The organism is Maricaulis sp. (genome assembly GCF_034670125.1).
In the GTDB taxonomy this organism is placed as follows: domain Bacteria; phylum Pseudomonadota; class Alphaproteobacteria; order Caulobacterales; family Maricaulaceae; genus Maricaulis.
This window is the reverse complement of record NZ_JAXMOC010000004.1, coordinates 174,594-200,979: the sequence shown is the minus strand read 5'-3', so window position 1 is coordinate 200,979 and position 26,386 is coordinate 174,594. Positions and strand designations below refer to the sequence as shown.

The following is a 26,386-nucleotide window of genomic DNA, read 5'->3' as shown; positions in this document are numbered from 1 at the left end:
ACCCGACCATCAGCAACGGCTACGCGTCGCGCTCGCGCACAATGCCGGCCGCGCGTTCGCGGCGCGTGGCGAAACGATAGAAGATGTGCGTGCCGATGCGACGCGTCCGGACCAGATTATCGTTCCAGTACGGATCGACCGCCACCGTGTGGTAGTGCGTGGCGCGGCGGGTGACGTCGCGGCCAAAGCCCATATAGGCATGCTGGGCCACCAGTTGCGACCGGCGCCAGGCGCGACCACGGGCCTGGCGTTCCATCGACCCGTCACAGGTAAAGCTGAACTGGCAACCGGTGCGGCGCTCGGCGCCTTCAAAGACAACACCACAGATCGAGTTGGGATAGTGCGTGCTGTCGACCCGGTTCATGATAACCTGGGCGACGGCCAGCTGACCGACAAAACCCTCGCTGCGGGCTTCGTAATAAATGGCCTGGGCCAAGCAATCGACCTGCGCGCTGATACCGGCTGCGTTCTCGAAATGGGAGCTGTCAAAGGTGCGCAAATCATCGAGCGGGCGGGCGGTGAGCACCACGCCGGCATCGCTGTCGGCCTGCAGCAGCAGCGAGGCAATACGCAACTGATCCGGCGCTTGCCAGGCCGCATCGACATCGCCGGCCTGAAGATAGCGCGAGGCCATGGCCTGCCAGATCAGGGTCTCGTCCTGTTCACGGGCCCGGTCAGACGCAGAATTCAGGAGCAGGACGGTGAGCGCGCACAGCACCAGGGTCGCCAGCATGTGCAATGCTGTCGCTACCTGCTTTTGCTGGCTACGTGCCGCGTCGAGATCCATTCGGTCTCCGTATTTCCTGTCCAACGTCAAGTTCGGCCTCTCACGAATCATGCCGTTCAGCGACGAGATTATCATGACCCGCCGGACCTGAATCCTTCGTGAAACGAGCGCGCCTCTCTATGTGAGGCCACCTTTACGGTCAAGACGCGCGCTTGGTTACAAATAAGAAAATACTCGCCCCTGCCAAGAGGGGCGAGTTTTTCATGCATGATTCCAATCGGATGCTACTGACGACGCAAGCGGGCCTGGGCCGCTGCCAAGCGCGCAATCGGCACGCGGTATGGCGAACAGGACACATAATCGAGGCCGGTTTCCTCGCAGAAATCGATCGATAACGGGTCGCCGCCATGCTCGCCGCAAATGCCCAGCTTGAGGTCCGGACGGGTCGTCCGACCGCGTTCGGCGGCGATTCGAACCAGGTCGCCGACACCATCGCGATCCAGTGTGACGAAGGGGTCCTTCTCGAAGATTCCCGCCTCGATATACTCGCTGAGGAACTTGCCGGCGTCGTCGCGCGACAGGCCGAAGGTGGTCTGGGTGAGATCATTGGTGCCGAAAGAGAAGAACTCGGCATCCTCGGCGATCAGCCCGGCCATCAGGGCCGCGCGCGGCAGTTCGATCATGGTGCCGATCAGGTATTTCGGCTTGCCACCGCTTTCCTCGGCCACGGCCTTGGCAACGCCGGCGACGCGCGCCTTGAGGATGGCCAGTTCGGCAGGTGCCGCGACCAGCGGGATCATGACTTCGGCCAGGGGCTGGAAACCGGTTTCCTTCTCGACCGCGACCTGGGCCTCGAAAATCGCCCGCGCCTGCATCTCGTAGATTTCCGGATAGGTAATGCCCAGACGGCAACCGCGATGGCCCAGCATCGGATTGCTTTCCGCCAGGTCACGCGCCCGCGCCATCAGCTGGTCGGCCGGCAAGCCGGTGGCGGTGGCAACGTCTTTCACGTCTTCTTCGGTGTGCGGCAGGAATTCGTGCAGCGGCGGATCCAGGAGGCGGATCGTGCAGGGACGCTCGCCCATGATGCGGAAAATTTGCGCGAAATCATCGCGCTGCATCGGCAGGATCTTGTCGAGCGCCGTGACACGGCCATCCTGGTCGTTCGACAGGATCATCTCGCGCACGGCGGCGATCCGGTCGGCATCGAAGAACATGTGCTCGGTGCGGCAAAGGCCGATACCTTCTGCGCCGAACTCGACGGCCGTTTCGCAATCCGCCGGCGTCTCGGCATTGGTGCGGATTTTCATCCGGCGGGCCTTGTCGGCCCAGACCATCAGCTTGCCGAAATCACCGGTCAGTTCCGGCTTGATCATCTTCGCTTCGCCCATCAGGACCTGACCCGAGGCGCCATCGATTGTCACCATCTCGCCATGCTTGACGATGCGACGACCGACCGCGAACTGCTTGGCGGCATAGTCGATCTTGATCTGACCGGCCCCGGACACGCAGGGACGGCCCATGCCCCGCGCCACCACGGCGGCGTGCGAGGTCATCCCGCCACGGGCGGTGATGATGCCTTCAGCGGCGTGCATGCCGTGAATGTCTTCCGGCGAGGTTTCGATACGCACGAGGATGACCTTCTGACCCGTCTTGGCCAGCTCCTCGGCCTCGTCACTGTCGAACACCACCGTGCCGGAAGCGGCGCCGGGTGAAGCTGGCAGACCCGATGTCAGCACATCGCGCTCGGCCTTGGGATCCAGGGTCGGGTGAAGGAGCTGGTCCAGCTGCGCCGGGTCGACCCGCATCACCGCCTCATCGGTCGAGATCAGGCCTTCGGACGCCATGTCGACGGCAATCTTCAGCGCTGCCTTGGCGGTGCGCTTGCCATTGCGGGTCTGCAGCATCCACAGGCGGCCTCGCTCGACCGTGAACTCAATGTCCTGCATGTCGGTATAATGGCGTTCCAGCTTGTCGAAGACGGCGGCCAGCTCGGCATAACTCTCCGGCATCGCCTTTTCCATCGACGGATTGTCGTCGCCCATCTTTTCGCGCATCGCCTCGGTCAGGCATTGCGGCGTACGGATGCCGGCGACCACGTCCTCGCCTTGGGCGTTGACCAGGTACTCGCCGTAATAGCCGGTATCACCGGTCGATGGGTCGCGGGTGAAGGCGACACCAGTGGCCGAGGTCTCGCCCATGTTGCCGAACACCATGGCCTGGACATTGACCGCCGTGCCCCAGCTGGCCGGAATGTCGTGCAGGCGGCGATAGGTCTTGGCGCGATCCGTCATCCACGAGCCGAAAACAGCACCGATGGCACCCCACAACTGCTCGCGCGGATCGGCGGGGAAGTCGCGGCCCAGCTCGCGCGCGGCGGCGGCCTTGTACTCGGCAACGATATTGACCCAGTCGTCGGCGCTCAGCTCGGTATCGAGCGAATAGTCATTATCGTCCTTGAAACCGTCCAGGATGTCCTCGAACACGCTGTGATCAACACCCAGAACAACGTCCGAATACATCTGGATGAAGCGGCGATAGCTGTCATAGGCAAAACGGCGATCGCCGGACAGCTTGGCCAGGCCTTCGGCGGTCTGGTCATTGAGGCCGAGGTTCAGAACCGTATCCATCATGCCCGGCATCGAGGCACGGGCGCCCGAACGGACCGAGACCAGCAACGGGTTGGACGGATCGCCAAAGGACTTGCCGACCGCGCCCTCAAGCTTGGTCAGCGCCGCCTCGACCTGGCCGTTCAGCGTGTCGGGATAGGCCTGGTCATTGTCATAAAACGCCGTGCAGACCTGGGTGGTGAGCGTGAAACCCGGCGGGACCGGCAGTCCCAGCTTGGCCATCTCGGCCAGGTTGGCACCCTTGCCACCGAGCAGCTCGCGCATGCCGGCTTCACCTTCACTGTCACCACCGCCAAAAGCGTAAACCCACTTGGTATCTGCAGTCATGCTATCGAACTCCGGAAGTCAAAGTCTGGCCTGGTGCGGCGAATGTGCGGGCAAGCCGGCCTTCTCCCCCGGGAGAAGGTGCCTGATAGGCGGATGAGGGGACAATCCCGCTGGCAACACATCCTGGCAATGGCGGTGTCTCCCCCCTCTCCCTTGATCCCTCTCCCCGGGGAGAGGGAGGGTGTGTCGGGACGACCATGCCTGCCATCGATACATCCAGCCTAGCCTGAGATCTTGTCGAAATCGGCGACGGCGCGAATGGCCGTCCGAATGGCGGACAATAAAAGAAGACGGTTGCGACGCAACGCGTCGTCGTCGGTATTGACGGTCACTTGCTCGAAAAATGCATCGATTGGTGCACGGAGGGATGCGAGGGCCGTCATGGCAGCGGCGAAATCCTCATCCGCCAGCGCCTTGGTGGCTGCCGGTCCTGCCGCCCCCAGCGCCGCGATCAGCGCACGCTCGGCCACTTCGGGAGCGTTTGCGAGATAATCCGCATCCGGCTCACCGGACAGATCATCCTCCGACTTGGCCAGAATGTTCGAAGCCCGCTTGTTCCCCGCCAACAGCGCCGCACCATCCTCGGTATCGAGGAAGGCCTGCAGCGCGCGGGCCTTGTGGGTGACGCGAACGAGGTCGTCATCGCCGAGTGCGAAGACGGCGTCGATGACATCGTGGCGGATGCCGTCGTCGCGGAGATGGACTTTGAGGCGGTCGGCGAAGAAGGCGAGGAGGTCGGAACCAAAGTCTTCGAAACTACCTCCTTTGAATCCGCCGCCTGCATTCGCATACTCGGCCAAGGCAAAATCAGCCTTCTGGATAGCACGTTTCAGTGGGATGCGAATTCCGCCATCCAACAGCGCCCGAATAACCCCCAACGCAGCTCGGCGCAGCGCAAACGGGTCTTTCGACCCGGTCGGTTTCTCATCAATCGCCCAGAAGCCAACCAGCGTATCCAGCTTGTCGGCCAGTGCGACGGCCGCCGAGACCGGCGCAGTCGGGACTTCATCAGACGGACCCTGCGGCTTGTAGTGATCCTTGATCGCATCCGCGACAGCCCGGTCCTCGCCCTGATCGAGCGCATAATACCGCCCCATCGCGCCCTGCAGCTCGGGGAATTCGTAGACCATTTCGGAAACGAGATCGGCCTTGGCGAGGCGGGCGGCCTTCTCGGCCAGGTCCGGATCGGCACCGACGACCGGGGCCAGTTCACGGGCCAGGGCGGCGACACGTTCGACCTTGTCGGCCACCGTGCCCAGCTTCTCGTGGAAGGTCACTTTCGACAGCTGCGCGGCCATGTCCGAGAGCGGCGTCTTGCGATCATTGTCCCAGAAATGGCGAGCATCGGACAGGCGGGCCGAGAGGACGCGGGCATTGCCGGCGGCGATGGCGACACCGCCGTCGGGCGCGACCTGATTGGCGATGGTGACGAATTTGGAGACCAGCTGACCGGCCTTCGGGTCACGCACCGCGAAGTATTTCTGGTGCGTCTTCATGGTCAGGGTGATGACTTCCGGCGGCAGGTCGAGGAAGTCCGGATCCATCTCACCCAGCACCGGCACAGGCCATTCCACCAGGCCGGCGACCTCGGTCAGCAGACCGGTATCTTCGACCAGTTCGAACCCGGCATCGACACAGACCTTGCGTGCGCCTTCCAGGATCAGTGCCTCGCGGTTGGCGCGGTCCAGCAGGACATGCCCCTCGCCTTCCAGCACTGACTTATATCCGGCGAAATCCGACACCGTGAACGGCCCACGCCCCATGCGGCGATGACCTTCGGTGACATTCGACGCCGTGATGCCGAACACGTCAACCGGCACAACATCGCCATCAAACACGCACACCAGCCGCTGGATCGGACGGACCCAGCGCTGGGCCTTTTCGCCCTCGCCGAATTTCATCGACTTGGGCCAGGGGAAGGCTTTCATCATGTCGGGGATCGCCTCGGCAATCACCTCGGTCGTGGCCCGGCCGGGCTTCTCGATCCGGGCGACCCAGAATTCGCCCTTCTTGTCCTCGCGCTTTTCGCACTGGTCCAGCGACGCCACGCCCGCCCCGCGCAGAAAACCTTCAACCGCCTTGTCCGGCGCGCCGACGCGCGGGCCCTTGCGCTCTTCGCTGACATCGGCGGTTTTGACCGGCAGGCCGTCGATCACGAGGCCGAGGCGACGCGCACCGGCAAAGGTCTTCAGCGAGGTCCACCCCAGACCCGCCGCCTTGAGCCGGTCGCCCAGCAGTTTTTCCAGGTCGGCCTCGGCGCGCGGTTGCATGCGGGCCGGGATTTCCTCGCAGAAGATTTCAAACAGGAGTTCAGACATCGTGTCGGGCTTTCATTTCCGCCGTCAGGCGTATTCCTGGTCGGCATAGCGCTGCATCAACGCGAAATAGCCGTCATCGGGGGCGCCGTCATAAATCAGCGCGTCTTTATCGAAAATCATCCAGTCCTGGGCTGATTTGACCCAGATATGACCGACCGGCTGCAGCTTGGCGCGATCGTCCAGCGTACCGGCTTTCAGCGACAGGGCCGGCTTGCCCGCCGTGTCATGGGCGATGCGCGTGCCACAATCACCGCAGAAATGGCCGAGCTTTTTCGACTTGCTGTCGGTCGGAATCGAGAAGGCCGCCACGCCGCCCTTGAGATATTTGAACCCGTCCCGCGGCACCAGCATGGACAGGCCGAAAGCGGATGAGGTCTGCTGCTGGCAGGTGGTGCAATGGCAGGCATAGAGCGTCAGCGGGTTTTCGCTGATCTCATAGCGAACCGCGCCGCACTGGCAGCCACCGCGAAGGGGGAGTTTCATGGTGTGGCCCTCTTGCCGCTTGCGGCCAAATTCACCTTGTCATCCCGGACGGACGCCCGCCCCTGAGCCGGGCGAAGATCCGGGACCCAGTAGCTCGATCCCTGTCGCATGGCCGCGAAAGCCTGCGGTGCGTTCTGCCGGGCCGCGCGCGTGTAGGTCCCGGCTCTGCGCCCCGCTGTCGCAGGGCATCCGGCCGGGATGACAAGCGATTTGATCGGCCAAATCACGCGTCAGCCTCCACCAGCGCGCGCTCACTTTTCACCCAGGCATCCGCACAGCCCTTGGCGAGTTCCCGCACCCGCGCGATCCAGCTGGCGCGTTCGGCGACGGAGATGGCGCCGCGGGCGTCGACCAGGTTGAAGAGGTGGGAGGCTTTCAGGCAGAAATCATAAGCTGGCAGTGGCAGCGGCTTGTCGAGATTGAGCAGCGCCATGCACTGGTTTTCCGCGCCCTTAAACCATTCGATCAGCATGTCGACATCGGCATGCTCGAAATTGAATTCCGAATACTGTTTCTCGGCTTCCAGGAAGACATCGCCATAGCTCATGCCGGCGCCATTGAAGTCGAGGTCGTAGACGTTCTCGACGCCCTGGACATACATCGCCAGGCGTTCGAGCCCGTAGGTCAGCTCGCCGGAGACAAGATCGACATCAAGACCGCCAACCTGCTGGAAATAGGTGAACTGGCTGACTTCCATGCCATCACACCAGACCTCCCAGCCCAGGCCCCAGGCACCGACGGTCGGGTTTTCCCAGTCGTCCTCGACAAAGCGGACATCATGCAGGTCGCGGTCGATGCCAATGGCGTCGAGCGAGCCGAGATAGAGGTCCTGCAGGTCAGCCGGGCACGGCTTGAGGAGGACCTGGAACTGGTAGTAGTGCTGCAGCCGGTTGGGGTTCTCGCCATAGCGGCCATCGCCGGGACGGCGCGAGGGCTGGACGTAGGCCGCTTTCCAGGGACGCGGACCAAGCGAGCGCAGCGTGGTCGCCGGATGCAGCGTGCCGGCGCCGACCTCGACGTCATAGGGCTGCAGGATGGCGCACCCCTTGCTCGCCCAATAGGCCTGCAGACGGAGGATCAGCTCCTGGAAGGAGGGCGCTTTTTCGACCGTCATGGCATTAATTCCCGCTGGATAAATCGAGATCAAGAAATCGCGCGGACATTAGGCAAGTCAGTCCGCCTGATCAAGCACGCGAGTCCTCGTCTTTGTGCGACGCAGCATCCGGCTCGCGCGGCTCAAAGCGGGCCTCAACCGCGCGTCGGGCCGCCTCGGCGGCATTGTCCCGCTTCCTGCGGCCGCGACCGGCAAAGGCCAGCCACAGGATGACAGCGAGCAGCACGAGCAGGCATGTCAGGATCATGGCGCCATCTCCACGCCGGCCTTGCCGCGTAAAATCGCGTCCGCCTCCGTGGAATGCCCCTCGCCCTCATGCAGGATCAGCGGGGCCAGCAGGACCAGCGGCGATTTGCCGCCAACGGTCGCGCGCACGATGACCCGTTTGGCCGCCTCACCGGCCCGCGGATGGACCGGCTTGATCACCACCGAGCCAAAGGAACGGTCGAGCGCAGTCAGGATATCCGCCAGCCGGTCGGCGCGATGGATCAGGGTCAACCGGCCCTTGGCCTTCAGCGCCCGTGCGGCACAGCGCACCCAGTCGGCAAAGGGCACATCGCCGGTCAGCCAGGCGGCGCGCTTTTCGTCTTTCGGCGCACGAAGCGCCGACGGGTCGTCGAAGAAGGGCGGATTGAAGAACACCTGGTCGACCTTCAACGAGGTTCCCAACTGGGTGATGTCGGCATTCTGGACCCGCACCCGGGCCGCCATGCCGTTGGCTGCGGCATTCTCGCCGGCCAGGCCCGCCGCAGCGGGATCACGTTCAACGCCGACAAGGTTCGCCCCATCCAGACGCCAGGCCGCGCACAACAGCGCGGCGCCGGCACCGCAGCCAAATTCAGCCAGTGTTTCACCGCCATCGGCATCCAGCGCGGCAGCCAACAGGCCGGCATCCATGCCCGCGCGATACCCGTCCCGGCCCTGCCGCAGGACGACCCGGCCATCCAGCAGGCGGTCGAGCGTGGTACTCACGCGTCCTCCTCGCGCAGATCCGCGAGCAATTGCTCCGCCCGCCAGGCATCCTCATCAACCACCATAATGCGCGCTCGGATCATCGGCAGTCCGCCGCCATACATCGATGACATGCCCTGATCGAGGACAATCGGTTCAATATCGGCGTCGCGCAGCAGCGACTGGGCGTAGGAGAGTTTGACCGGGTCATTGGTCCGCAGGACTTCTTTCACTTGGGACACGCCTCCGCGCTGATTGCCGTTGATGGGACCGGTCGGGGTCGCCCGCCGGACCTGTGCTGTTTCGTCACCGCCCCTTGCGCTTGCCGGGCGGTCGCTCGATTTCTATTGTCGGAAGCAATCGGGCCTGCATCAAGAGGACAGCTGGCGTGGACAGCATGGTGAGTGTCAAAACGGCAACGGTCGCAAGCAGCGCCGACAGGCCGAATGCGGCCGAAGCGCTCGCAACGCTGGCCCATGACGACATGCGCCGGGTCGACGCCCTCATTCTTGAACGGCTGGACAGTCATGTCGAGCTGATCCCGGAACTGGCCCGCTATCTGATCGAGGCCGGCGGCAAGCGCGTCCGGCCGATGATCACGGTCGCCGCCGCCAACATGATTGGCTGCACAGACATCGCGCCGCTGAAGCTGGCCGCCGCCGTCGAGTTCATCCACACCGCCACCCTGCTGCACGATGATGTCGTCGACGAGAGCGGCATGCGACGAGGCAAGGCGGCCGCCAATCTGGTCTGGGGCAATGCCTCCTCGGTGCTGGTCGGGGACTTCCTGTTCGCCCGCTCCTTTTCCTTGATGGTCGAGGCCGGGTCTATGAGAGCGCTCGGCGTCCTCTCCGATGCCGCCTCCACGATTGCCGAGGGCGAGGTGCGCCAGCTCTCAGCGGTCAAGGATGTCGGGGTTTCGGTCGAGACCTACATGCAGATCATCGACGCCAAGACCGCCGCCCTGTTTGCCGCTGCAGCGCAGGTATCCGGCATTGTCGCCGACCGCCCGCAAGCCGAGGAGGCCGCGCTGGAAACCTATGGCCGCGAACTGGGCTTGGCCTTCCAGCTTGTTGACGACGCGCTCGATTACAGCGGCGCGTCGGCCAAGCTCGGCAAATCGACCGGTGACGATTTCCGCGAGGGCAAGGTCACCCTGCCGGTCGCACTCGCCATCGCGGCGGCCTCCAGTGAGGAAGCCGGGTTCTGGAACCGGGTCATCGCACAAGGCGATCAGGTCGAAGGCGATTTCGACCGGGCGATCAGGCTGGTCAACGCCCATGGTGCGCTTGCAGCGACCGTCAACCAGGCCCGCAATCATGCCCGTCGCGCCCGTGAGGCCCTGACGGTCTTTCCGGCCAACAAGTGGCGGACCGCGCTTGAAGATCTCGCCGATTTCGTCGTCGACCGCGCCTACTGATCACGCCCGCCCAATATCGCTACTGGTGGATGTCCAGGCCTTTGATGCGCGCCAGCTTGCGGCAATGGCGATGGCCCAGCGCAAACACCACCACCGCCGCGACTAGGCTGACCAGCTGGGCCGGCAGCGGCAGGGCGCTGGCCACAAGCGCCAACACGCCACAGCCCAGACTCATCCCACCCCAGATCATCGCGACCTGCCGGTGACTCAACCCGATCGAGATCAGCAGCTGGTAGGCATGGGCCCGGTGAGCAGTGAAGGGGGAGCGACCGGCCCGCACACGGGCGGCCATCGTCAGCAACACATCCCCCAGCAACGGCAGGACCAGAAGCGGCACCAGCCACACCGACCCGGCAGGGCCGGTCGAGGCCCAGGCCAGAGACAAGCCGGCGAAGATCACGGCACCTCCGAGGGCGCCGACATCACCGCTGAACAAGCGTCCCCTTGCCGATAACAGGGGCGCGTTCCAGACGGCAAAACCGGCTGTGGATGCGGCCAGGGAAAACGCCGCAATGGCCAGGGGACCGTCGGCCATGACACCCATTGCCAGCGCCGCCGGGATCAGGGTCGAGGCCAGCAATCCGTCCGACCCGTCCATGAAATTCACGGTGTTTGCCAAGGTGAACACGTACAAGGCCGAACCCAGCCAGCCGAGCATCCAGGGCAGCGCGACACCGAGATCCGTCACGGGGCCGGTCATGCCGGCGAGTGCGAGACTGATGATCAGCAGTACCGCGAACTTCAACCGACCGTTCAGGCTCACCAAATCGTCGAGAAAGCCAAGAATGGCAGTCAACACCGTACACAGCGCCAGCCCACCCAGAATGGCCTGGTCGGCCGGTGCCGCCACCGGCGTCACCGCCAGCGCGAGCAGGAAGCCGACGACAAGTCCCAGGCCACCGCCGCGCGGCGTCGGTCGGACATGACTGGACCGGGCATTGGGATGATCGAGAATTCCGGCACGCATCACCAGGCCCGCAACGACCAGGCCGGACACAAAGGCCAGCAGCCAGACAAATCCCGGCGGCATCATTGTCCCGAACCGCCCAGTCGCACGGCGCGGGCGAAACCGTCATGCGCCGCAGCGACGCGCTCGGCGGTGGCGCGGTCACGGCACAGCGCAAAGCAGCTGGCGCCGGAACCGGACATTCGGGCCAGCTCGACCCCGTCGCAGTCCCGCAACCAGGCCAGGGTCGCTGCGATTTCCGGATGCCGGTCACAGGCCACCGGTTCCAACGCGTTCTGCTCGCCGCGCAGCCACTCCAGCCTGTCCTCGCCGATCGGTTCGGCTTCAGCCAATGGCGCCGGGTCGGCGTGGTCGAAGGCCTTGAAGACCGGACCGGTCGGCACGCTGATGCCCGGATTGATGATGACCGCCTCAAATGCTCCGAAACGCGGCAGGATGTCGATCCATTCGCCAATCCCGCGCATCCGCAAGGGGCGCGAATAAAGGCACGCCGGAACATCTGCTCCCAGTGTCAGGCCAAGCTGGGCCAGGCGATCAAGCGACCAGTCCAGCCCCCACAGGCGGTTCAATGCCCGCAGGGTCGCCGCGGCATCGGCCGATCCGCCCCCCAGACCGGCTTCGACCGGTATCTGCTTGTCGAGCCGGATCATGGCACCGGCATCGGTATCTGCGGCCGATTGCAGGGCCCGCGCCGCTTTCAGGACCAGATTGGAATTGTCCGCAGCGAGCGCCCGTGACGCCTCGCCCGACATGGTCAGGAGCAGGCCCTGGGCCGGTCGCACCTCGACGGTATCGCCCCAGTCAGCGAACACGACCAGACTGTCCAGCGGGTGATAGCCGTCGGGACGCGCGGCGCCAACTCGCAGGGTCAGATTGACCTTGGCGGCAGCGCATTCGGTGACCGGATCGTTATTCAAGGCTCGCCTGTACCGTCAGTTGGCGCGACATCCCGGGCCACCTCGGTGACAGTCACCGCTCTCTCCGGCTGACCGGAGGGCGGGCGACCGTGTGTCAGGCGGTATTCCAACCCGTCGCGTTGCTCCGGGCGAGGATCCAGATCGATCGCACGCCGCCACTGGAAGCCTGCCTCCAGATAGCGGCCGACCTGCCAGTAGGCATCGCCAAGATGATAATTGGCCGTGGCATTGCCGGGTGCAAGTTCAGCCGCACGTTCCAGCGCCTGCACGGCTGCCTCGTACTGGCCGAGTCGGTAATGGGCCCAACCCAGACTATCGATCACATTACCGTTTTCCGGATCGAGTTCCGCCGCCAACATGATCATCTCGAAGGCTTCATCGATGCGTTCGCCGCGATCGATCCAGAAATAACCCAGATCATTGAGGATGCGGCTTTCGCGCGGTGCCAGATCCAGCGCAGCGAGATAGTGGGCCTCGGCATCGTGCCAGTTGTCGGCATCGTAGTGACAGGCTCCGGCGTAATAATGATAGCGCCAGTCGCCGCCCTGCCCGGCTGCTTCGCGGTCCGCAATGACCTGCTCGTACAGCGTGATGGCTTCAGGACATTGCCCCTGAACCCGCAGCAAATCAGCCAGCAACAAACGGGCTTCGATATCGCCGCTCTCATCGACCAGACGCCGGGCCAGCGTCGTCGCCTGCTCGGTCCGGGCCAGTCGGCCGAGCAGCCAGATCTGGTCTATGTCGGCGGCAAAACGGAAGGGGCCTTCAACCACCGCCGCATATTCCGCCAGCGCGGCTTCGGGCAAGCTGATTCGTTCGAGTGTACCGGCCAGGCTCAACCGGGTTGGCGCGTAGGCAGGATCCAGCCGTTCGACCATGCGCAGATAGATGACCGACAGGTCCATATCAGCTTGGGCAGCCAGTTCCGTAGCGGGTCCGAACAAGGACCGGGACGCCATTTCCGGCACAGATGGTCGTCGCCCGGGCCGTTCACCGGCATCTAGGCGCCTCAGCGCATCCAGCGCAAACGGCTCATCCGGACTGGCGTCGAGATTGGCCTGGTAGAGCGCACGTGCCTCGTCCTGACGCCCGTGACGCTCGAGGAAATTTCCGTACATCTCCGCCGCCAGACGCGGAAAAACCGATGAATAGGCCGCGGTCCGGTAAGCCCCGTCGGCGGCTTGAGTCTCGCCAGCGACATCAGCAAGCATGGCCTTGTGCAGCCACAGGTGTGCAGACAGGAATTCGGGGGCCGCTGTCGCATTGGCCGCGTCCATCGCCGCCAGCTGCTGACCGTCACCCATCATGGCCCACTGCATCAGCAGGTCACGCATCAGGGTGTTGAATGGTCCATAGTCCGGCGCCGCATTGAGGCTGGAAATCGCTCCATTGTAATCGCGTCGGGCGATCTGGTCAGCGGCGAGATAGAGCGTCGCCAGACGGCTCGGATCGCCGACATCAACGGTCGCTTGGGCAAGGCGGGCGGACTGGTGCCGATCGCCAGCCAGCAGGGCGGTGATGAAAGCGCGGTCCGCCAGTGTTGGATCACCGGGGGCCTGATCCAGGGCACGGGCATAATTCGCGGCGGCGCTGGCCACGTCACGGTTCACACCCGCATAGCGGGCTGCAAGGAAAGCTCCGTAAACAGAGGCCTCGTCATCCTCCGGCGGCACGGGCGGGCTGATACAGGCGGACAGCGCCGTGGCGGCAAGGATCAGGGGGAGCATGCGGACAGGAAAACTCATGCCCGCATGCTCGCCCCGCTGGCCGTCCGGCGCAAGGGCCGGAGGCGGCTCTCGCTACATATTCGCGTACATCGGACCGCCGCCGCCTTCGGGCGTGGTCCAGTTGATGTTCTGGTTGGGATCCTTGATGTCGCAGGTCTTGCAGTGGACGCAGTTCTGGGCGTTGATCTGGAAACGCTGCTCGCCGGATGTCTCGTCTTCGACCCATTCATAGACCCCGGCCGGGCAATAGCGTGTCGACGGCCCGGCGAACTCGCCCAGCTCGGACAGTTTTTGCAGCTCCGCATCGGACAGTTTGAGATGGATTGGCTGGTCTTCCTCGTGATTGGTATTCGAAATGAAGACCGAGGACAGGCGATCGAAAGTCAGGACACCGTCGGGCTTGGGATAATCGATCGGCTTGTGTTTGGCCGCCGGCTCGAGGCTTTCCGCATCCGTCTTGCCATGCCCCAGCGTGCCGAAAGGTGACCAGCCGCCGAAAATCGTGGTGCACCACATGTCCAGCCCGCCAAAGGCGACGCCCCAGAACGTGCCCAGCTTGGACCAAAGCGGCTTGGCATTGCGCACGCGCTTGAGGTCCTTGGCGACCCAGGAATTCTCGTACGCCGTCTGGTATTCGGTCAGCTCGTCATGCTGTCGGCCATCGGTGATGGCTGCGAAGACGCTTTCTGCGGCCAGCATGCCGGTCTTCATGGCGTTATGGCTGCCCTTGATGCGCGGCACATTCACGAAACCGGCCGAACACCCGATCAGGCCGCCACCCGGGAAGGCCAGCTTGGGCACCGACTGGTAGCCACCTTCGGTGATCGCGCGAGCTCCGTAGGAGATGCGCTCGCCGCCTTCAAACACCGTCTCCATGACGGGGTGTGTCTTCAGACGCTGGAACTCATCGAACGGGGAGAGGTAGGGGTTTTTGTAGTTGAGGTGGACGACATATCCGACCGAGACCAGATTATCGCCGAAATGGTACATGAAGGACCCGCCGCCGGTCTGGCCGTCGAGCGGCCACCCCATGGTATGTTTGACCATGCCGGGCTTGTGGTTCTCCGGCTTCACGCGCCACAGCTCCTTAATGCCGATACCGAATTTTTGCGGTTCCTTGCCTTCGGACAGGTTGAAACGGCTGATCAGCTTCTTGGCCAGCGACCCACGCGCACCTTCGCCGATCAGCGTGTACTTGCCGCGCAGCTCCATGCCGGGCTGGTAGCCATCCTTGTGGCCGCCATCGCGGGCCAGACCGAAATCGCCGGTCAGAACGCCCTTGATCACGCCATCTTCCTCGATCAGGTCGGCGGCGGGGAAACCGGGATAAATCTCGACACCCAGCGCCTCGGCCTGCTCGGCCAGCCAGCGACAGACATTGGCCAGCGAGACAATGTAGCAGCCGTGATTGCTCATCAGTGGCGGGAACATCAATGTCGGCAGGCTGATCGAGCCGGCGGCACCGAGAACCTCGAAGATGTCGGTCTTGACCTCATCCTCGAGCGGCGCGCCCAGCTCCTTCCAGTTCGGGAAGAGTTCGTTGAGGGCCTTGGGGTCAACAACCGCGCCGGACAGGATGTGGGCACCGACCTCGGCCCCCTTTTCCAGCAGCGCGATGGAAATCTCGCTGCCGGTCTCGGCGGCCATCTGCTTCAACCGGATCGCCGCGGACAGGCCGGCCGGGCCGCCTCCGACGATGATGACGTCATATTCCATGGATTCGCGTTCGATAGCGGCGTCGGTCATCTGGCTGTCACCCTTCCCGTTTCTTGGTCAGCGTCTGTTTAATGCGGTGTTCGGCTTGCAGGTCTTCGGTCATACCCTAGGATCAAACACCCATCTAGCGCGTCCCGCCGTCGGGATCAAAGCTATTACGTTAACGTGCACGTCAACCATGACCGATCCCGGACCCACTCTCACGCCACAAGACGAGAAAGCGCTGCGAGCGCTAATCGCTTGGTGGGCGGATGCCGGCATCGAGATGGACGAGCCGGTCATGACGCCTCGCGCTCCGGTACAGCCGAACCCTGACCGCCAGGCCGACCCAAGACGCCAGATGCCCTCCGAGCCCGTACGGGCCGCGACCCCGCAGGCGGCACGGGCGGCCGGGTTCGGTGACAGCCCGTCGTCCGGGCCGGACGCCCGGGCCCTGGCCGGCAAGGCCGACAGTCTCGATTCCCTGCAAAAAGCCATCGAGTCATTTGAAGGCTGCGCCCTGAAGCGCACGGCCCGCAACACAGTCTTTGCCCGCGGGGATCGCGCAGCTCGCGTCATGCTGGTCGGAGAAGCGCCGGGTCGGGAAGAGGACGAGCGTGGTGAACCTTTTGCCGGTCGAAGCGGTCGCCTGCTCGACCAGATGCTGGCTGCCATCGGCATCTCCCGCGACCAGGCCTATGTGATCCACATGCTGAATTGGCGGCCTCCCGGAAACCGCGCCCCGACCCAGGACGAGATCGCCCAATGCCTGCCATTCATTGAGCGGCACATCGCCCTGAAGAAGCCGGATCTGCTGATTCTCGCCGGCGAGCTGGGCGCGCGTGCCCTGTTGCGCAGCGACACGGCCATAACACGTCTGCGTGGGCGCTGGGTGGATTATGAACTGCGTGACCCGGCCGGAGAGCCGACCGGAACATCAATCAAGGCGCTGCCGATTTTCTCTCCGCGTTTCCTGCTCGCCCGCCCCGGTGAAAAACGCCTCGCCTGGCAGGACATGTTGACGCTTCAGGACGAACTCGCGTCTTCCAACTGAACATCTCACCAGGACCGAGACGGACATGTCTGTTCAATGCGTCAAATTTGTTCTTGATTTGTTCCGAAACTGAGTCATGATGCGGACATGACCGAGCGCCCTGGTGGCTACGCCCTTAATGCCCCTCAGGAGGCCTCCTTGCCCCACCGCCCCGGAGCAAGAGGTCGGGGCGCTCGGTCAAACAAATCAGGGCGCTTCGAGGCGCAAGGGCGGGAAGCCTTCGACGATGGCTGGACCGAGGCCGATGGCGAAGCGCCCAAACTGGCGACCATGGTTTTGCGGGACGCATCAAAGTCGATCATTTCGACCAACCAGTCACCGGACATATCTTTTGACCAGTCGATCAATCCCTATCGGGGTTGCGAGCATGGCTGCATCTATTGCTACGCGCGCCCCAGTCACGCCTATTGGGGGTATTCTCCCGGCCTCGACTTCGAGAGCGTGATTTTCGCCAAGCCGAATGGTCCGGACCTGCTGGAAGCCCATTTCAACAAGGCTGGCTACCAAGCCAAACCGATCATGATCGGCGCCAATACAGACGCCTGGCAACCACTGGAACGCGAGCGGCAGCACACGCGCGACATCCTCAAGGTTTGTGCCCGCTACCGGCACCCGATCAGCGTCATCACCAAGTCTGCCCTGATCCGTCGCGACCTTGACATTCTAGCACCGATGGCCGCCGACGGGCTGGTCAAGGCCGCGATCTCGATCACCACGCTGGACCGCAAAGTCGCCCGCGACATGGAACCGCGTGCCGCGGCACCGCATCGCCGCCTGGAGACAATCTCCGCCCTGAAAGAGGCTGGCATACCGGTCACCGTGATGATGGCACCGGTCATACCAGCCCTGACCGATCATGAAATCGAGCCTTTGCTCGAAGCGGCAGCAAAGGCCGGCGCCGACAACGCGGCCTATGTTCTGCTGCGCCTGCCGTTGGAAATCCGCGACCTGTTCCGGGAATGGCTCGCGGACAAGCGCCCCGAGGCCGCCGGGCACGTCATGTCACTGATCAGGCAAATGCGGGGTGGCAAGGACTATGACGCCAACTGGGGCAGCCGAGGCCGCGGAACCGGTCCCTACGCCAAACTGGTCGCCAGCCGCTTTCGAAACGCCATCAAACGCTACGGTCTGGATGCGCCACGGGTCGCGCTGGACACAAGCCGCTTCGAGCGGCCACTTGGCTCGGCACAGCAACCTGGGCTTTTCTGACGGCGGGAAGCACGCTTGTTTTTACCCCGCCCGCAAGGCAATCAATGTGGGGGATGGGGGAGTTTGGCGATGTCGATCATTCGGATCTTGGTGACCGTGCTGGCCTTCAGTCTGGGCGGGTGCCAGCTTTACCAATCGGCACTTGACCGGATCATTCCCGATGATGCGCGACCCATGCTGGCCGCCGCACAGGCTCTCGCCATTGACGGCGACACCGAGCCGGTCGCAGCCCATTGGCACCCCGATCTGGACACGTCCCGCCTCCCGACACTTCTCGACAACATCGCCACCATCAAGCCGACATCACCACTGAGCAGTATTTCGCTTGTCGGTGCCCACAGGAACATGTCGGCCTCGACCGGATCGGCATCGGTCAGTCGCCTGACGGTCGTCTACCAGCTGCACTGGCCGGAAACAGACCTGTCATTGTCGCTGATGTTGATGCGGACCGGCGACGCCGCCTGGCAGATCACCCATTTCAACCTGACTGAAATCGATCGGTCGGCTGCAGGACCCGACGGCGTGGACAGCTGGGGCCTGTCCCGCCTGCTGTGGGTCGGTCTCTCCATGTCGATCGTCGCCTTTGTCCTGATCACCACCATCAGCCTCTACCGGTTCAAACGGGTCAAGCGGCGGATCCTGTGGACAATCTTCATCCTCGCGGGTTGTTTCCCGGTGCTGGCCATGGACTGGGCAACCACAGCTATATGGCTGGAGGCGCCCGGCGTAACCAGCTCCGAAACAAGTGTGCATCTCAACCTGTTCTCAGTTCGGCTGTTCGGGGCGTCTGTCACGCGGGACAGCCTCGTCGATCCCTGGATCATCGAGGCTGCGCTACCGGTTGGTGCCATCCTGTTCTGGTGGCGCGTGATGCGGGGCGGCCCGACGAGGCGTTTCAGGGAAGACGTCCGGCCTCGCTAGGCGCTGCGCTGTCGCAGGGGACGGGCAGACGCAACAACGGTTGCCATCTCGGCCCGGATGACTTTCGAGGCCTCGTCGAAGTCTGAAATCAGGCCGCGGGTCAAAGGGCGTGACAGGAGATAGCCCTGCAGCACGAGGTCCGGCTGAAAGCCAAGTGCGCAAAGCTCGTCGAATTCCTCGACCCCCTCGACAACGACGGCGATGTTCAGATCGCGGGCCAGATCGATGGTTGCGCGTACAATGATCTGTGCTTCCGGGTCATTCTGAAGACCGGTGATGAAGGACCGGTCGATCTTGATCTTGTCGAAGGGGAAGGCCCGCAGGTAGCTCAACGATGAGTAGCCGGTCCCGAAATCATCGATCGCCAGACCGACGCCAAGATCCTTGAGGCCACGCAGCACTTTCAGTGCGCGGGCCTCGTCATCGATCAGCACACCCTCGGTGATTTCAATCTCGAGACGGGCCGGATCGAGGCCGGAATTCGCCAGCGCGCGCTGGACCGAATAAACAAGATTGCCCTGTTTGAACTGGGCCGGGCTGACATTGACGGCGACACGCCGACCATTCGGCCAGTTGACCGCTTCGCGGCAGGCCGTCTCCAGAACCCAATCGCCCATTTTCAGGATCAGTCCGGTTTCCTCGGCAATCTGGACGAACTCGGTTGGCGCCACAGCGCCGCGGCGTTCATCATGCCAGCGCACCAGCGCTTCAAAGCCGCAGATGGATCCGTCGCCGAGGCGGACCTGCGGCTGGTAGTTCAAGGTCAGCAGATCGTCTTCAATCGCCAGTGCCAGATCGGCCTCCAGCATCCGCCGTTCCTGCATCATCAGGCCGAGCTTTGGATCGAAGTCACAAACCTGGTTGCGACCCTGCCCCTTGGCCCGGTAAAGGGCGAGATCGGCCTGGTTCATCAGGCGATCCGGATCCTCACCGTCCATCGGGAACATGGTCACGCCGCCCGAAGCCGACACCTTCAGGTGCAACGAACCGAGGCTGAGCTGCGACCCGACATTGTTGACGACGCGCCGGGCCGTGTTCAACGCTTCTTCTCGGCTGTCCACGTCCGGCATGACCACGGCAAACTCATCGCCACTCAAACGGGCCGCGATCGCGTTGCGCGGCAAGGCATCCAGCAGCCGCTCCGATACCGCCACCAAAAGCCGGTCACCGGTCGCGTGCCCATGCACATCATTGACTTCCTTGAAGCGGTCCAGATCAAAGAACATCAGCGCGACCTGACTGTCATCATCCCACGCATCGCGCAGCTTGGCCTCGAAGGCTTCGCGAAACTTGAGGCGGTTGGGCAGCCCGGTCAGCGTGTCATGGTGTGCCAGATGTGTGATGCGGGCGCGGGCGCGCTCTTCCGACGACACGTCCCTGAATGTGAAAATCCGGGACGCCTCCCCGTCGAAATCCATGACACGGGCACGAACCTGCACCGTGATCGGCGCCCTGTCCCGGCAGCGCAAATGGCAGGTCGCCGGTGCGCCATCATGGTCGCCCTGCAGGACCGCGATGTCGTCCGGCCCGACGGCAAGCTTGGCGATCGGCGTGCCGGCCAAGTCTTCACGCTCAAGATTGAGCATGTCGCAAAAGCGACCATTCATGTCGTACATCTGGCCATCGCGGACGACGGCAATGCCCTCGAATGTTGCTTCCGCAAGAGCCCGCATCCGGGCGTTCTCGGCGACACGGCGCTTGCCCAGGTGCAAGTCGATGGCGGCGGTCGCGAGTCCCACGCTGACGACGAAAACCACACCAAGGGCGATGGTGACCGCCAGCAATTTCGGGGACAGCCCCGACTCGGAAGCAGCGGCAGCCATGTCCGGTACAACCTGCATCGCGCCCATCGAGATGAAGTGAAGGCTGATCACTCCGCTGACCAGCAACACGGTGCCGCCGACCAGTCCGCGCTTCAGGGATTGCCCCATGACCAGAACTGCAGCGGCGGCGGTGAATTGCACGCCCAGCACAAGCGCAGCGATGACGAGGCCTGTATCCCAGGTTATGACCGCGCCCGCGCGCATCGCTTCGATGCCCATGAAGTGCATGGCAGCAATACCGGCGCCGACCAACCCGCCGCCGATCAAGGCGCCCGAGCGCCCCCCCGAACGGACGGCGAATGCCCAGCCGCAGGCGGACACGACGATCGCAAGGCAAAGAGAGACAATTGTTTCAACCAGGCCGAAAGAAATCGGAACCACGGTTTCGTAGGCCAGCATGGAAACGAAATGGGTGCCCCAGATGCCGGTACCGGTCACAAAGCCGGCAAACAGCAGCCAGGCCGACTGACGGCCCGCTTCGGCTTCTCTTGCGCGGCGGACAATGAACATTGCCGCGAGCGCCGAGAGCGCACACAAAAGAGCCGCCACAGCGACAAGTCCAAGATCGTGTTCGACCGTCAGGCAGTAATAGACGCGATACACCAAATGCCCCAAAGGATCTGCTTTGAGCGTAACCGTCCCACAAAAAGACAATCATAGCCTTAACGGACAGGACCTTCGCGGCACCGGCCCCGTCGCCGGTGTTGATGAAGCCGGTCGCGGCCCGCTGGCCGGTCCGGTGGTCGCTGCGGCGGTCGTCCTCGATCCCGCCCGGCCAATCGCCGGACTGGGCGACTCCAAGGCCCTGTCCGAACGCCGGCGGCGGGAGCTCTTTGCCCTGATCCGGGACAATGCCTGGGTGGCCATCGGGATTGCCGAGCCGGCCGAGATTGACCGCGTGAACATCCTGCACGCCACGATGGCAGCAATGGGTCGCGCCGTCGCCCGCTTGCCGGTCCACCCTGTCCTTGTCCTTGTGGATGGCAACAGGCTTCCCCCAGACCTGCCCTGCCCGGCTGAGGCCATCGTCCGGGGCGACGCCAAGGAAGCCTGCATCGGGGCAGCCTCGATCATTGCCAAAACGGTGCGGGATGATCTGATGGAGCAGGCCTCCCGTCGTTTCACCGGCTATGGTTTCGAGGGGCACAAGGGCTATCCGAGCGCCAGTCACAAGGCCGCCCTGGAGGCCATCGGCGCCTGCCCCATTCACCGCCGCACCTACGCACCGGTCCGCGCCGCACTCGAATCCCGGTTTTCCACAAATGCGAATCGCTGTGGATAACTTGATGCGGGATTAACGGCCCGTTAGCCCTGAAAGCCGAAAAACTTGCCTCTGTATCGGGAGTGGAGCGGCGCGTGATGGCCAAGACAAAGATCGACCAGATCCTTGAAGGGGAATGCGTGGAGGTGATGAAATCACTTCCCGACGAGAGCGTTGACCTGGTTTTTGCCGACCCGCCCTACAATCTCCAGCTTGGGGGCGACCTGCATCGTCCCGACAACTCGAAAGTGTCTGCCGTCGACAATGACTGGGACCAGATCGGCGGCTTCGACGACTACGACCTGTTCACCTGGAACTGGATGGAGGAGGCCCGCCGCGTCCTCAAGCCGAACGGCGCCATCTGGGTGATTGGCAGCTATCACAATATCTTCCGCGTCGGCGGTATCTTGCAGGATGCCGGCTTCTGGGTGCTCAATGACATCATCTGGCGCAAGTCGAACCCGATGCCGAATTTCAAGGGTACGCGCTTTACCAATGCGCACGAGACCCTGATCTGGGCCGCCAAGACCAAGGACGCCCGCCCGACTTTCAACTATGCGGCCATGAAGGCGCTCAATGACGGCGTCCAGATGCGATCCGACTGGACCCTGCCCATCTGCACTGGCGGCGAACGCCTGAAGGATGAGGACGGCAAGAAGGCCCATCCGACCCAAAAACCGGAATCGCTGTTGCATCGCGTCCTGCTGTCGACCACCAATCCGGGTGATGTCGTGCTGGACCCCTTTTTCGGCACCGGCACCACCGGCGCCGCCGCCAAGCGCCTCGGCCGCCACTATATCGGTATTGAGCGCGACACCGCCTATCTGGACGTCGCCCGCAAGCGCCTTGCCGCCATCACGCGCGGCGCCAGCGACACGCTCGACGTCACCCAGTCCAAACGCGCCCAGCCGCGCATCCCGTTCGGCGCCTTGGTGGAACGCGGCATGCTCAAGCCCGGTGATACGCTCTATTGCCCCAAGGGCCGCAATACGGCCCGTGTCCGGGCGGATGGCACGTTGATCGCGGGAACCAATGCCGGTTCGATCCATCAGGTCGGCGCCCAGTTGCAAAGCGCCCCGTCCTGCAATGGCTGGACCTACTGGCACGTCCGCACGAAGCAGGGCCTGGCGCCGATCGATGTGATGCGGGCCGAAATCAGAGCCACGCTGGAAAACTGAGGCGCGCTGCATGGGCGATCATCCGACGGCCGGAAGGCCTGTCCAGACCAGTTCGGGACACAGGTCGATCGCCTGGCTGATTCTTATGATCGTGCTCGCGACCTCGCTGGTCGTGTCCGGATCCGGCGTCATCATGGCCGCCCTCGCCTTCTCCGCCGATCTCGAAAACCAGCAGCTGGCGCAGCTTGAAAACTATATTGACGAGCGTGGACGCCGGAATGCCGGCCTGTTCGACACCATCGAACAGGCCCATCAAACGTCCATCAATCGTCTCGAGGCGCGGCTGGACGCCCTGAACGACACCGATGTGCAAGCCCGGTTCGACGATCTGTTTCCGCTCCAGCCGGACGGCACGCGGCGCAGCGCAGATGGCTTGTTCGACGGGTATCACGACAGTCTGGGCAATCATCATTTCGGGGTAGCAGCCTATCTCAACCCGCCGGACGGCTGGACCGCCCTGGATCGCCGCCGGCTGGTCTCCGCCTATCTCGTCGTCGACTCGGCGGGACAGGCCCTGTCCGGGCTGATCGACAACATCTACTACTTCAATTTCACCAACGAACTGGTCATCTCGGCGGCCACTCGTGAAGACCGGCTGATGTTCTATCGTCGGGATGCGCCCGCGACCTTCGACCTGAACGCCGTCGACTTCGTCGAACTGGTCAGTCCGCAACTCAATCCGGATCGGGTGTTTGTCTGCGCCGAGCTGACCCAACTGATCTCCGTGCGGACAGAACAATCCCTGACCACTGGCTGTTTCACACCCTATGACGTGGACGGCGTGCCGATTGGCGCCTTTGGCACCACCATTCAATTGCAGGACTATTTCGCAGCCGCCATGGCCGGGCCGCCGCCGCATGGCGAGAATCTCCTGATCGACCAGTTCGGCAATCTGATCGCTCACCCCGAACTGATCGGTGCGACCGTCACCGAGGCTCGCGTTGAGGCGCTGTACGAACATTATGGCTTGCGTGCCATCATGGACCGGCTGGAACTGGAGCCCGCGACGCGCGATTTCGGCGTGCTGCCCAGCAGCGATGGCCGCTGGGTGATCGCCTATTCCCGACTTCGCGGTCCCGGCTGGATGACGCTGTCGCTTGTTGACCGGTCCATCCTGCGCCGGGACATTGCCGCGCAACTCGTTATCACGCTCTCAATTGGCATTCTGGGCGTGATCATCCAGGCCATCCTCGCCTACTTCATCCTGTTCCGCCGTGTTGCACAGCCACTGGTCGACCTGACCCGGCATTTCGGTGCCACGCGCCCGCGTCCGGCCGCGGAAAACCGCTCCCTGGGCAGATTGCTGGACAGCCAGAACGAGCTCGGCGTACTCGCCCGCACGCTGGAAGAACAACGGGCCATGAACGAGGATGCGCTCAATCTTCTCGAGGCCCGGGTCGCCGAGCGAACGCGCGAGCTGGAAGCGGCGAACAAGGCCAAGAGCACCTTCCTTGCCACAATGAGTCACGAAATACGCACGCCGCTGAACGGGATACTCGGCCTCGCGCGGGTGTTGAGGACGACGTCACGGTCGAAACAACGCCAGGACCAGGCCCGAATGATCCAGGAAAGCGGCGAAACCCTCACCCAACTGCTCAACGACGTGCTCGACATGTCAAAGATTGAAGCCGGCAAGATGGGTCTGGCGCCGGTCGAGACCGATCCGGCCCGGCTCCTGCGCGACCTGCACATCCTGTTTGAAGCGGCGGCGGCAGCCAAAGACCTCGCCTTCCGGATCGACGTCGATCCCGGCTTGCCCGATCAGCTGCTACTCGACCCCTTGCGCGTGCGCCAGTGCCTGACAAACCTGCTCTCGAACGCCATCAAATTCACCAATACCGGCTCCGTCAGCCTTTCGGCCAGCTGGATTGCCGGCACCGGCAGTGACGGCCTGCTGGAAGTCTGCGTTCGCGATACCGGTATTGGTATTGCGGCCGACAAGCTCGACACACTGTTTGCCCCCTTTACCCAGAGCGACGCTGCCATCGCGGGCGAGTTTGGCGGTACCGGGTTGGGCTTGTCGATTGCCCGCGATCTTGCCCGCCTGATGGGCGGCGACATCACCGCCACATCGAAGCCGGACCAGGGATCCACCTTCACCCTCACCATCATCGCCAGCGAGTCGGGCGCGGCACAGGTCGACCCGGTCGACCGTTCACCGACATCTCTGGCCCGTGATGCCGAGTTCGAGACCCTGCGGGGACTGCGAATCCTGCTGGTCGAGGACAATGACATCAACCGGCAGGTTGCGGCTGCGTATCTGGGTCCGCTGGATGTCACTATCACCGAGGCCGGGAATGGCCACGCCGCACTTGAGGCGCTGGCAGCCGAGCCGTTCGACATTGTCCTGATGGATGTCCGCATGCCGGTCATGGACGGGCTGGAAGCGACCCGGCGCCTGCGCGAGAGCGACGCCGCCTGGCGTGAAACCCCGATCGTCGCCCTGACCGCGAATGCCTCCGAGCAGGATGCAGACATCTGCCTCGCCGCAGGCATGGACGCCTACACCACCAAACCCCTCAACCCGTCCAGCCTGTTCGCCGCCATGCGCCGGGCCTTGGAATTGCGGCCCTGGCGACCTGACTAGATCCGGCGCACCGCAAGCACCTTGCGCATGACGCTGGGCAGGGCTTCGCCATCGAGCGCGGCCTCATCCACCCAGTACCCGGTCTCCGGCTCCCAACCGGCACCGGCCTCGGCTTCATGGACCTCGAGACGCAACTCGAAATGGGTGAACACATGGCGGATTTCACCGCGGCGGGTCCAATCCGCCGCGAGCGGCGGCGCAAGGCCGTCATCCCCGGTTTCAAGCCACGGTGAGGACGGCACCTCGGTCATTCCGCCCAACAGCCCCGCATCGGCGCGTTTGCGCAGCCAGACTTGCCCGGACCGGCGCACCAGCCAGGCAGACCCGCGACGGACCGGTTTGACCTTCCTGGCGGCCTTGACCGGATACCGCTCCATGTCGCCGGCTACTTTCGCGGAACAGGCAAAAGCCCAGCAACACGCTGCACAGGCCGGATTGCGCGGCGTACATACCGTCGCGCCAAGGTCCATGATCGCCTGGGCATAGTCACCGGACCGGTCGGGATCCGAGATCGCAGCGGCCAGCTTGCGGATCTCCGTCTTGGCTTTCGGCAGCGGCGTGTCGACCCGGTGGAGACGCGTGACCACCCGCTCGACATTGCCATCGACCACACTGGCCGGCTTGTCGAAAGCCGCCGCGAGGATGGCGTTCGCGGTGTAGTCACCAATGCCCGGCAGCGACAGCAATCCCTCCATTGTGGCCGGAAACTGTCCGCCGTGTTGGCCCGCCACCAGGATCGCACAGGCATGCAGATTGCGGGCGCGGGCATAATAACCCAGTCCGGCCCACTCCCGCAGCACGTCGTCGCGCGGCGCCCTGGCGAGGTCCTGAACGGTGGGCCAGAGCGTCAGGAACCGATGCCAGTAGGGTGTCGCATGCGGTACGGTGGTCTGTTGCAGCATGATCTCCGACAGCCAGATAGCGTAGGGATCGGCGGCGGGCCCGCCGGCAATTCGCTCTTCCGGCCTGATCCGCCATGGCAATGTGCGACCTTCACGGTCGTACCAGGCCAGCAGTTCACGGCGGAGGCGGGTGATGTCATGGGGCATGGGTTGAAGGGCAGACCGGTTGCAGGCG

General features: G+C 63.7%; 21 protein-coding genes. 7 read left to right on the top strand and 14 right to left on the bottom strand.

The genetic code is table 11. The features are described from left to right. Window positions 1-19: 19 nt before the first annotated feature. The 8 genes from VOI18_RS09590 to VOI18_RS09555 form a co-directional block, all read right to left on the bottom strand. Entirely contained in the window at window positions 20-787 is a 768-nt protein-coding gene (locus tag VOI18_RS09590; RefSeq protein ID WP_323762184.1) for a cell wall hydrolase, read from the bottom strand. Between the two features lie 224 nt (window positions 788-1,011). Beyond that, window positions 1,012-3,684 (bottom strand): pyruvate, phosphate dikinase, encoded by a 2,673-nt coding sequence (gene ppdK, locus VOI18_RS09585; RefSeq protein WP_323762183.1) that lies wholly within the window; start codon window positions 3,682-3,684, stop codon window positions 1,012-1,014. Between the two features lie 221 nt (window positions 3,685-3,905). Continuing rightward, complete coding sequence (gene glyS / locus VOI18_RS09580) at window positions 3,906-6,002, bottom strand: glycine--tRNA ligase subunit beta (protein WP_323762182.1); 2,097 nt, start codon at window positions 6,000-6,002, stop codon at window positions 3,906-3,908. Between the two features lie 24 nt (window positions 6,003-6,026). Next, the gene (locus VOI18_RS09575; RefSeq protein WP_323762181.1) at window positions 6,027-6,485 is read right to left on the bottom strand and encodes a GFA family protein; all 459 of its coding nucleotides are present in this window, start codon (window positions 6,483-6,485) and stop codon (window positions 6,027-6,029) included. A gap of 223 nt (window positions 6,486-6,708) precedes the next feature. Then, window positions 6,709-7,599, bottom strand: a complete 891-nt coding sequence (locus VOI18_RS09570; RefSeq protein WP_323762180.1) for a glycine--tRNA ligase subunit alpha — start codon at window positions 7,597-7,599, stop codon at window positions 6,709-6,711. 70 nt (window positions 7,600-7,669) lie between these two features. Beyond that, entirely contained in the window at window positions 7,670-7,846 is a 177-nt protein-coding gene (locus VOI18_RS09565; protein ID WP_323762179.1) for a hypothetical protein, read from the bottom strand. Then, window positions 7,843-8,571, bottom strand: coding sequence for a tRNA1(Val) (adenine(37)-N6)-methyltransferase (locus VOI18_RS09560; RefSeq protein WP_323762178.1), 729 nt, complete (start codon window positions 8,569-8,571; stop codon window positions 7,843-7,845). Before VOI18_RS09560 ends, VOI18_RS09565 begins: the two co-directional genes overlap by 4 nt. Further along, the gene (locus VOI18_RS09555; RefSeq protein ID WP_323762177.1) at window positions 8,568-8,783 is read right to left on the bottom strand and encodes a DUF2007 domain-containing protein; all 216 of its coding nucleotides are present in this window, start codon (window positions 8,781-8,783) and stop codon (window positions 8,568-8,570) included. Before VOI18_RS09555 ends, VOI18_RS09560 begins: the two co-directional genes overlap by 4 nt. 164 nt (window positions 8,784-8,947) lie before the next feature. Between VOI18_RS09555 and VOI18_RS09550 the strand changes: the two genes are divergently transcribed. Beyond that, on the top strand, window positions 8,948-9,970 hold the full coding sequence (locus tag VOI18_RS09550; RefSeq protein ID WP_323762176.1) for a polyprenyl synthetase family protein: 1,023 nt from the start codon (window positions 8,948-8,950) through the stop codon (window positions 9,968-9,970). A gap of 19 nt (window positions 9,971-9,989) precedes the next feature. Here the strand turns inward: VOI18_RS09550 and VOI18_RS09545 are convergent, their stop codons facing one another. Genes VOI18_RS09545 through VOI18_RS09530 form a run of 4 tightly spaced genes read right to left on the bottom strand, consistent with a single transcriptional unit; the run spans window position 9,990 to window position 15,327 of the window. Next, window positions 9,990-11,003 carry a hypothetical protein gene (locus tag VOI18_RS09545; protein WP_323762175.1) on the bottom strand — a complete coding sequence of 338 codons (1,014 nt, stop codon included), beginning with the start codon at window positions 11,001-11,003 and terminating at the stop codon, window positions 9,990-9,992. After that, window positions 11,000-11,854 carry a 4-(cytidine 5'-diphospho)-2-C-methyl-D-erythritol kinase gene (locus tag VOI18_RS09540; RefSeq protein ID WP_323762174.1) on the bottom strand — a complete coding sequence of 285 codons (855 nt, stop codon included), beginning with the start codon at window positions 11,852-11,854 and terminating at the stop codon, window positions 11,000-11,002. The genes VOI18_RS09545 and VOI18_RS09540 overlap by 4 nt, the downstream gene beginning before the upstream one ends. After that, the gene (locus VOI18_RS09535; RefSeq protein WP_323762173.1) at window positions 11,851-13,599 is read right to left on the bottom strand and encodes a tetratricopeptide repeat protein; all 1,749 of its coding nucleotides are present in this window, start codon (window positions 13,597-13,599) and stop codon (window positions 11,851-11,853) included. Before VOI18_RS09535 ends, VOI18_RS09540 begins: the two co-directional genes overlap by 4 nt. A gap of 54 nt (window positions 13,600-13,653) precedes the next feature. Beyond that, window positions 13,654-15,327, bottom strand: coding sequence for an electron transfer flavoprotein-ubiquinone oxidoreductase (locus VOI18_RS09530; RefSeq protein WP_323762172.1), 1,674 nt, complete (start codon window positions 15,325-15,327; stop codon window positions 13,654-13,656). A 148-nt stretch (window positions 15,328-15,475) separates the two neighbouring features. Here VOI18_RS09530 and VOI18_RS09525 point away from each other — a divergent pair, with 148 nt between their 5' ends. From VOI18_RS09525 to VOI18_RS09515, 3 genes are all read left to right on the top strand, one after another. Continuing rightward, complete coding sequence (locus VOI18_RS09525; protein ID WP_323762171.1) at window positions 15,476-16,330, top strand: uracil-DNA glycosylase; 855 nt, start codon at window positions 15,476-15,478, stop codon at window positions 16,328-16,330. A gap of 87 nt (window positions 16,331-16,417) precedes the next feature. Continuing rightward, window positions 16,418-17,539, top strand: coding sequence for a PA0069 family radical SAM protein (locus tag VOI18_RS09520; protein ID WP_323762170.1), 1,122 nt, complete (start codon window positions 16,418-16,420; stop codon window positions 17,537-17,539). A gap of 69 nt (window positions 17,540-17,608) precedes the next feature. Next, window positions 17,609-18,460: a hypothetical protein gene (locus VOI18_RS09515; RefSeq protein ID WP_323762169.1), complete on the top strand. Its 852-nt coding sequence runs from the start codon at window positions 17,609-17,611 to the stop codon at window positions 18,458-18,460. Here VOI18_RS09515 and VOI18_RS09510 read toward each other — a convergent pair. Continuing rightward, window positions 18,457-20,886, bottom strand: a complete 2,430-nt coding sequence (locus VOI18_RS09510; protein WP_323762168.1) for an EAL domain-containing protein — start codon at window positions 20,884-20,886, stop codon at window positions 18,457-18,459. The two genes, VOI18_RS09515 and VOI18_RS09510, sit on opposite strands and share 4 nt — an antisense overlap. A gap of 22 nt (window positions 20,887-20,908) precedes the next feature. Between VOI18_RS09510 and VOI18_RS09505 the strand changes: the two genes are divergently transcribed. The 3 genes from VOI18_RS09505 (at window position 20,909) to VOI18_RS09495 (ending at window position 25,309) form a co-directional block, all read left to right on the top strand. After that, complete coding sequence (locus VOI18_RS09505; RefSeq protein WP_323762167.1) at window positions 20,909-21,565, top strand: ribonuclease HII; 657 nt, start codon at window positions 20,909-20,911, stop codon at window positions 21,563-21,565. A gap of 77 nt (window positions 21,566-21,642) precedes the next feature. Continuing rightward, window positions 21,643-22,722: a site-specific DNA-methyltransferase gene (locus VOI18_RS09500; protein WP_323762166.1), complete on the top strand. Its 1,080-nt coding sequence runs from the start codon at window positions 21,643-21,645 to the stop codon at window positions 22,720-22,722. A 10-nt stretch (window positions 22,723-22,732) separates the two neighbouring features. Continuing rightward, the gene (locus VOI18_RS09495; RefSeq protein WP_323762165.1) at window positions 22,733-25,309 is read left to right on the top strand and encodes an ATP-binding protein; all 2,577 of its coding nucleotides are present in this window, start codon (window positions 22,733-22,735) and stop codon (window positions 25,307-25,309) included. Here the strand turns inward: VOI18_RS09495 and mutY are convergent. Beyond that, complete coding sequence (gene mutY, locus VOI18_RS09490; protein ID WP_323762164.1) at window positions 25,306-26,358, bottom strand: A/G-specific adenine glycosylase; 1,053 nt, start codon at window positions 26,356-26,358, stop codon at window positions 25,306-25,308. The two genes, VOI18_RS09495 and mutY, sit on opposite strands and share 4 nt — an antisense overlap. Window positions 26,359-26,386 lie beyond the last annotated feature (28 nt).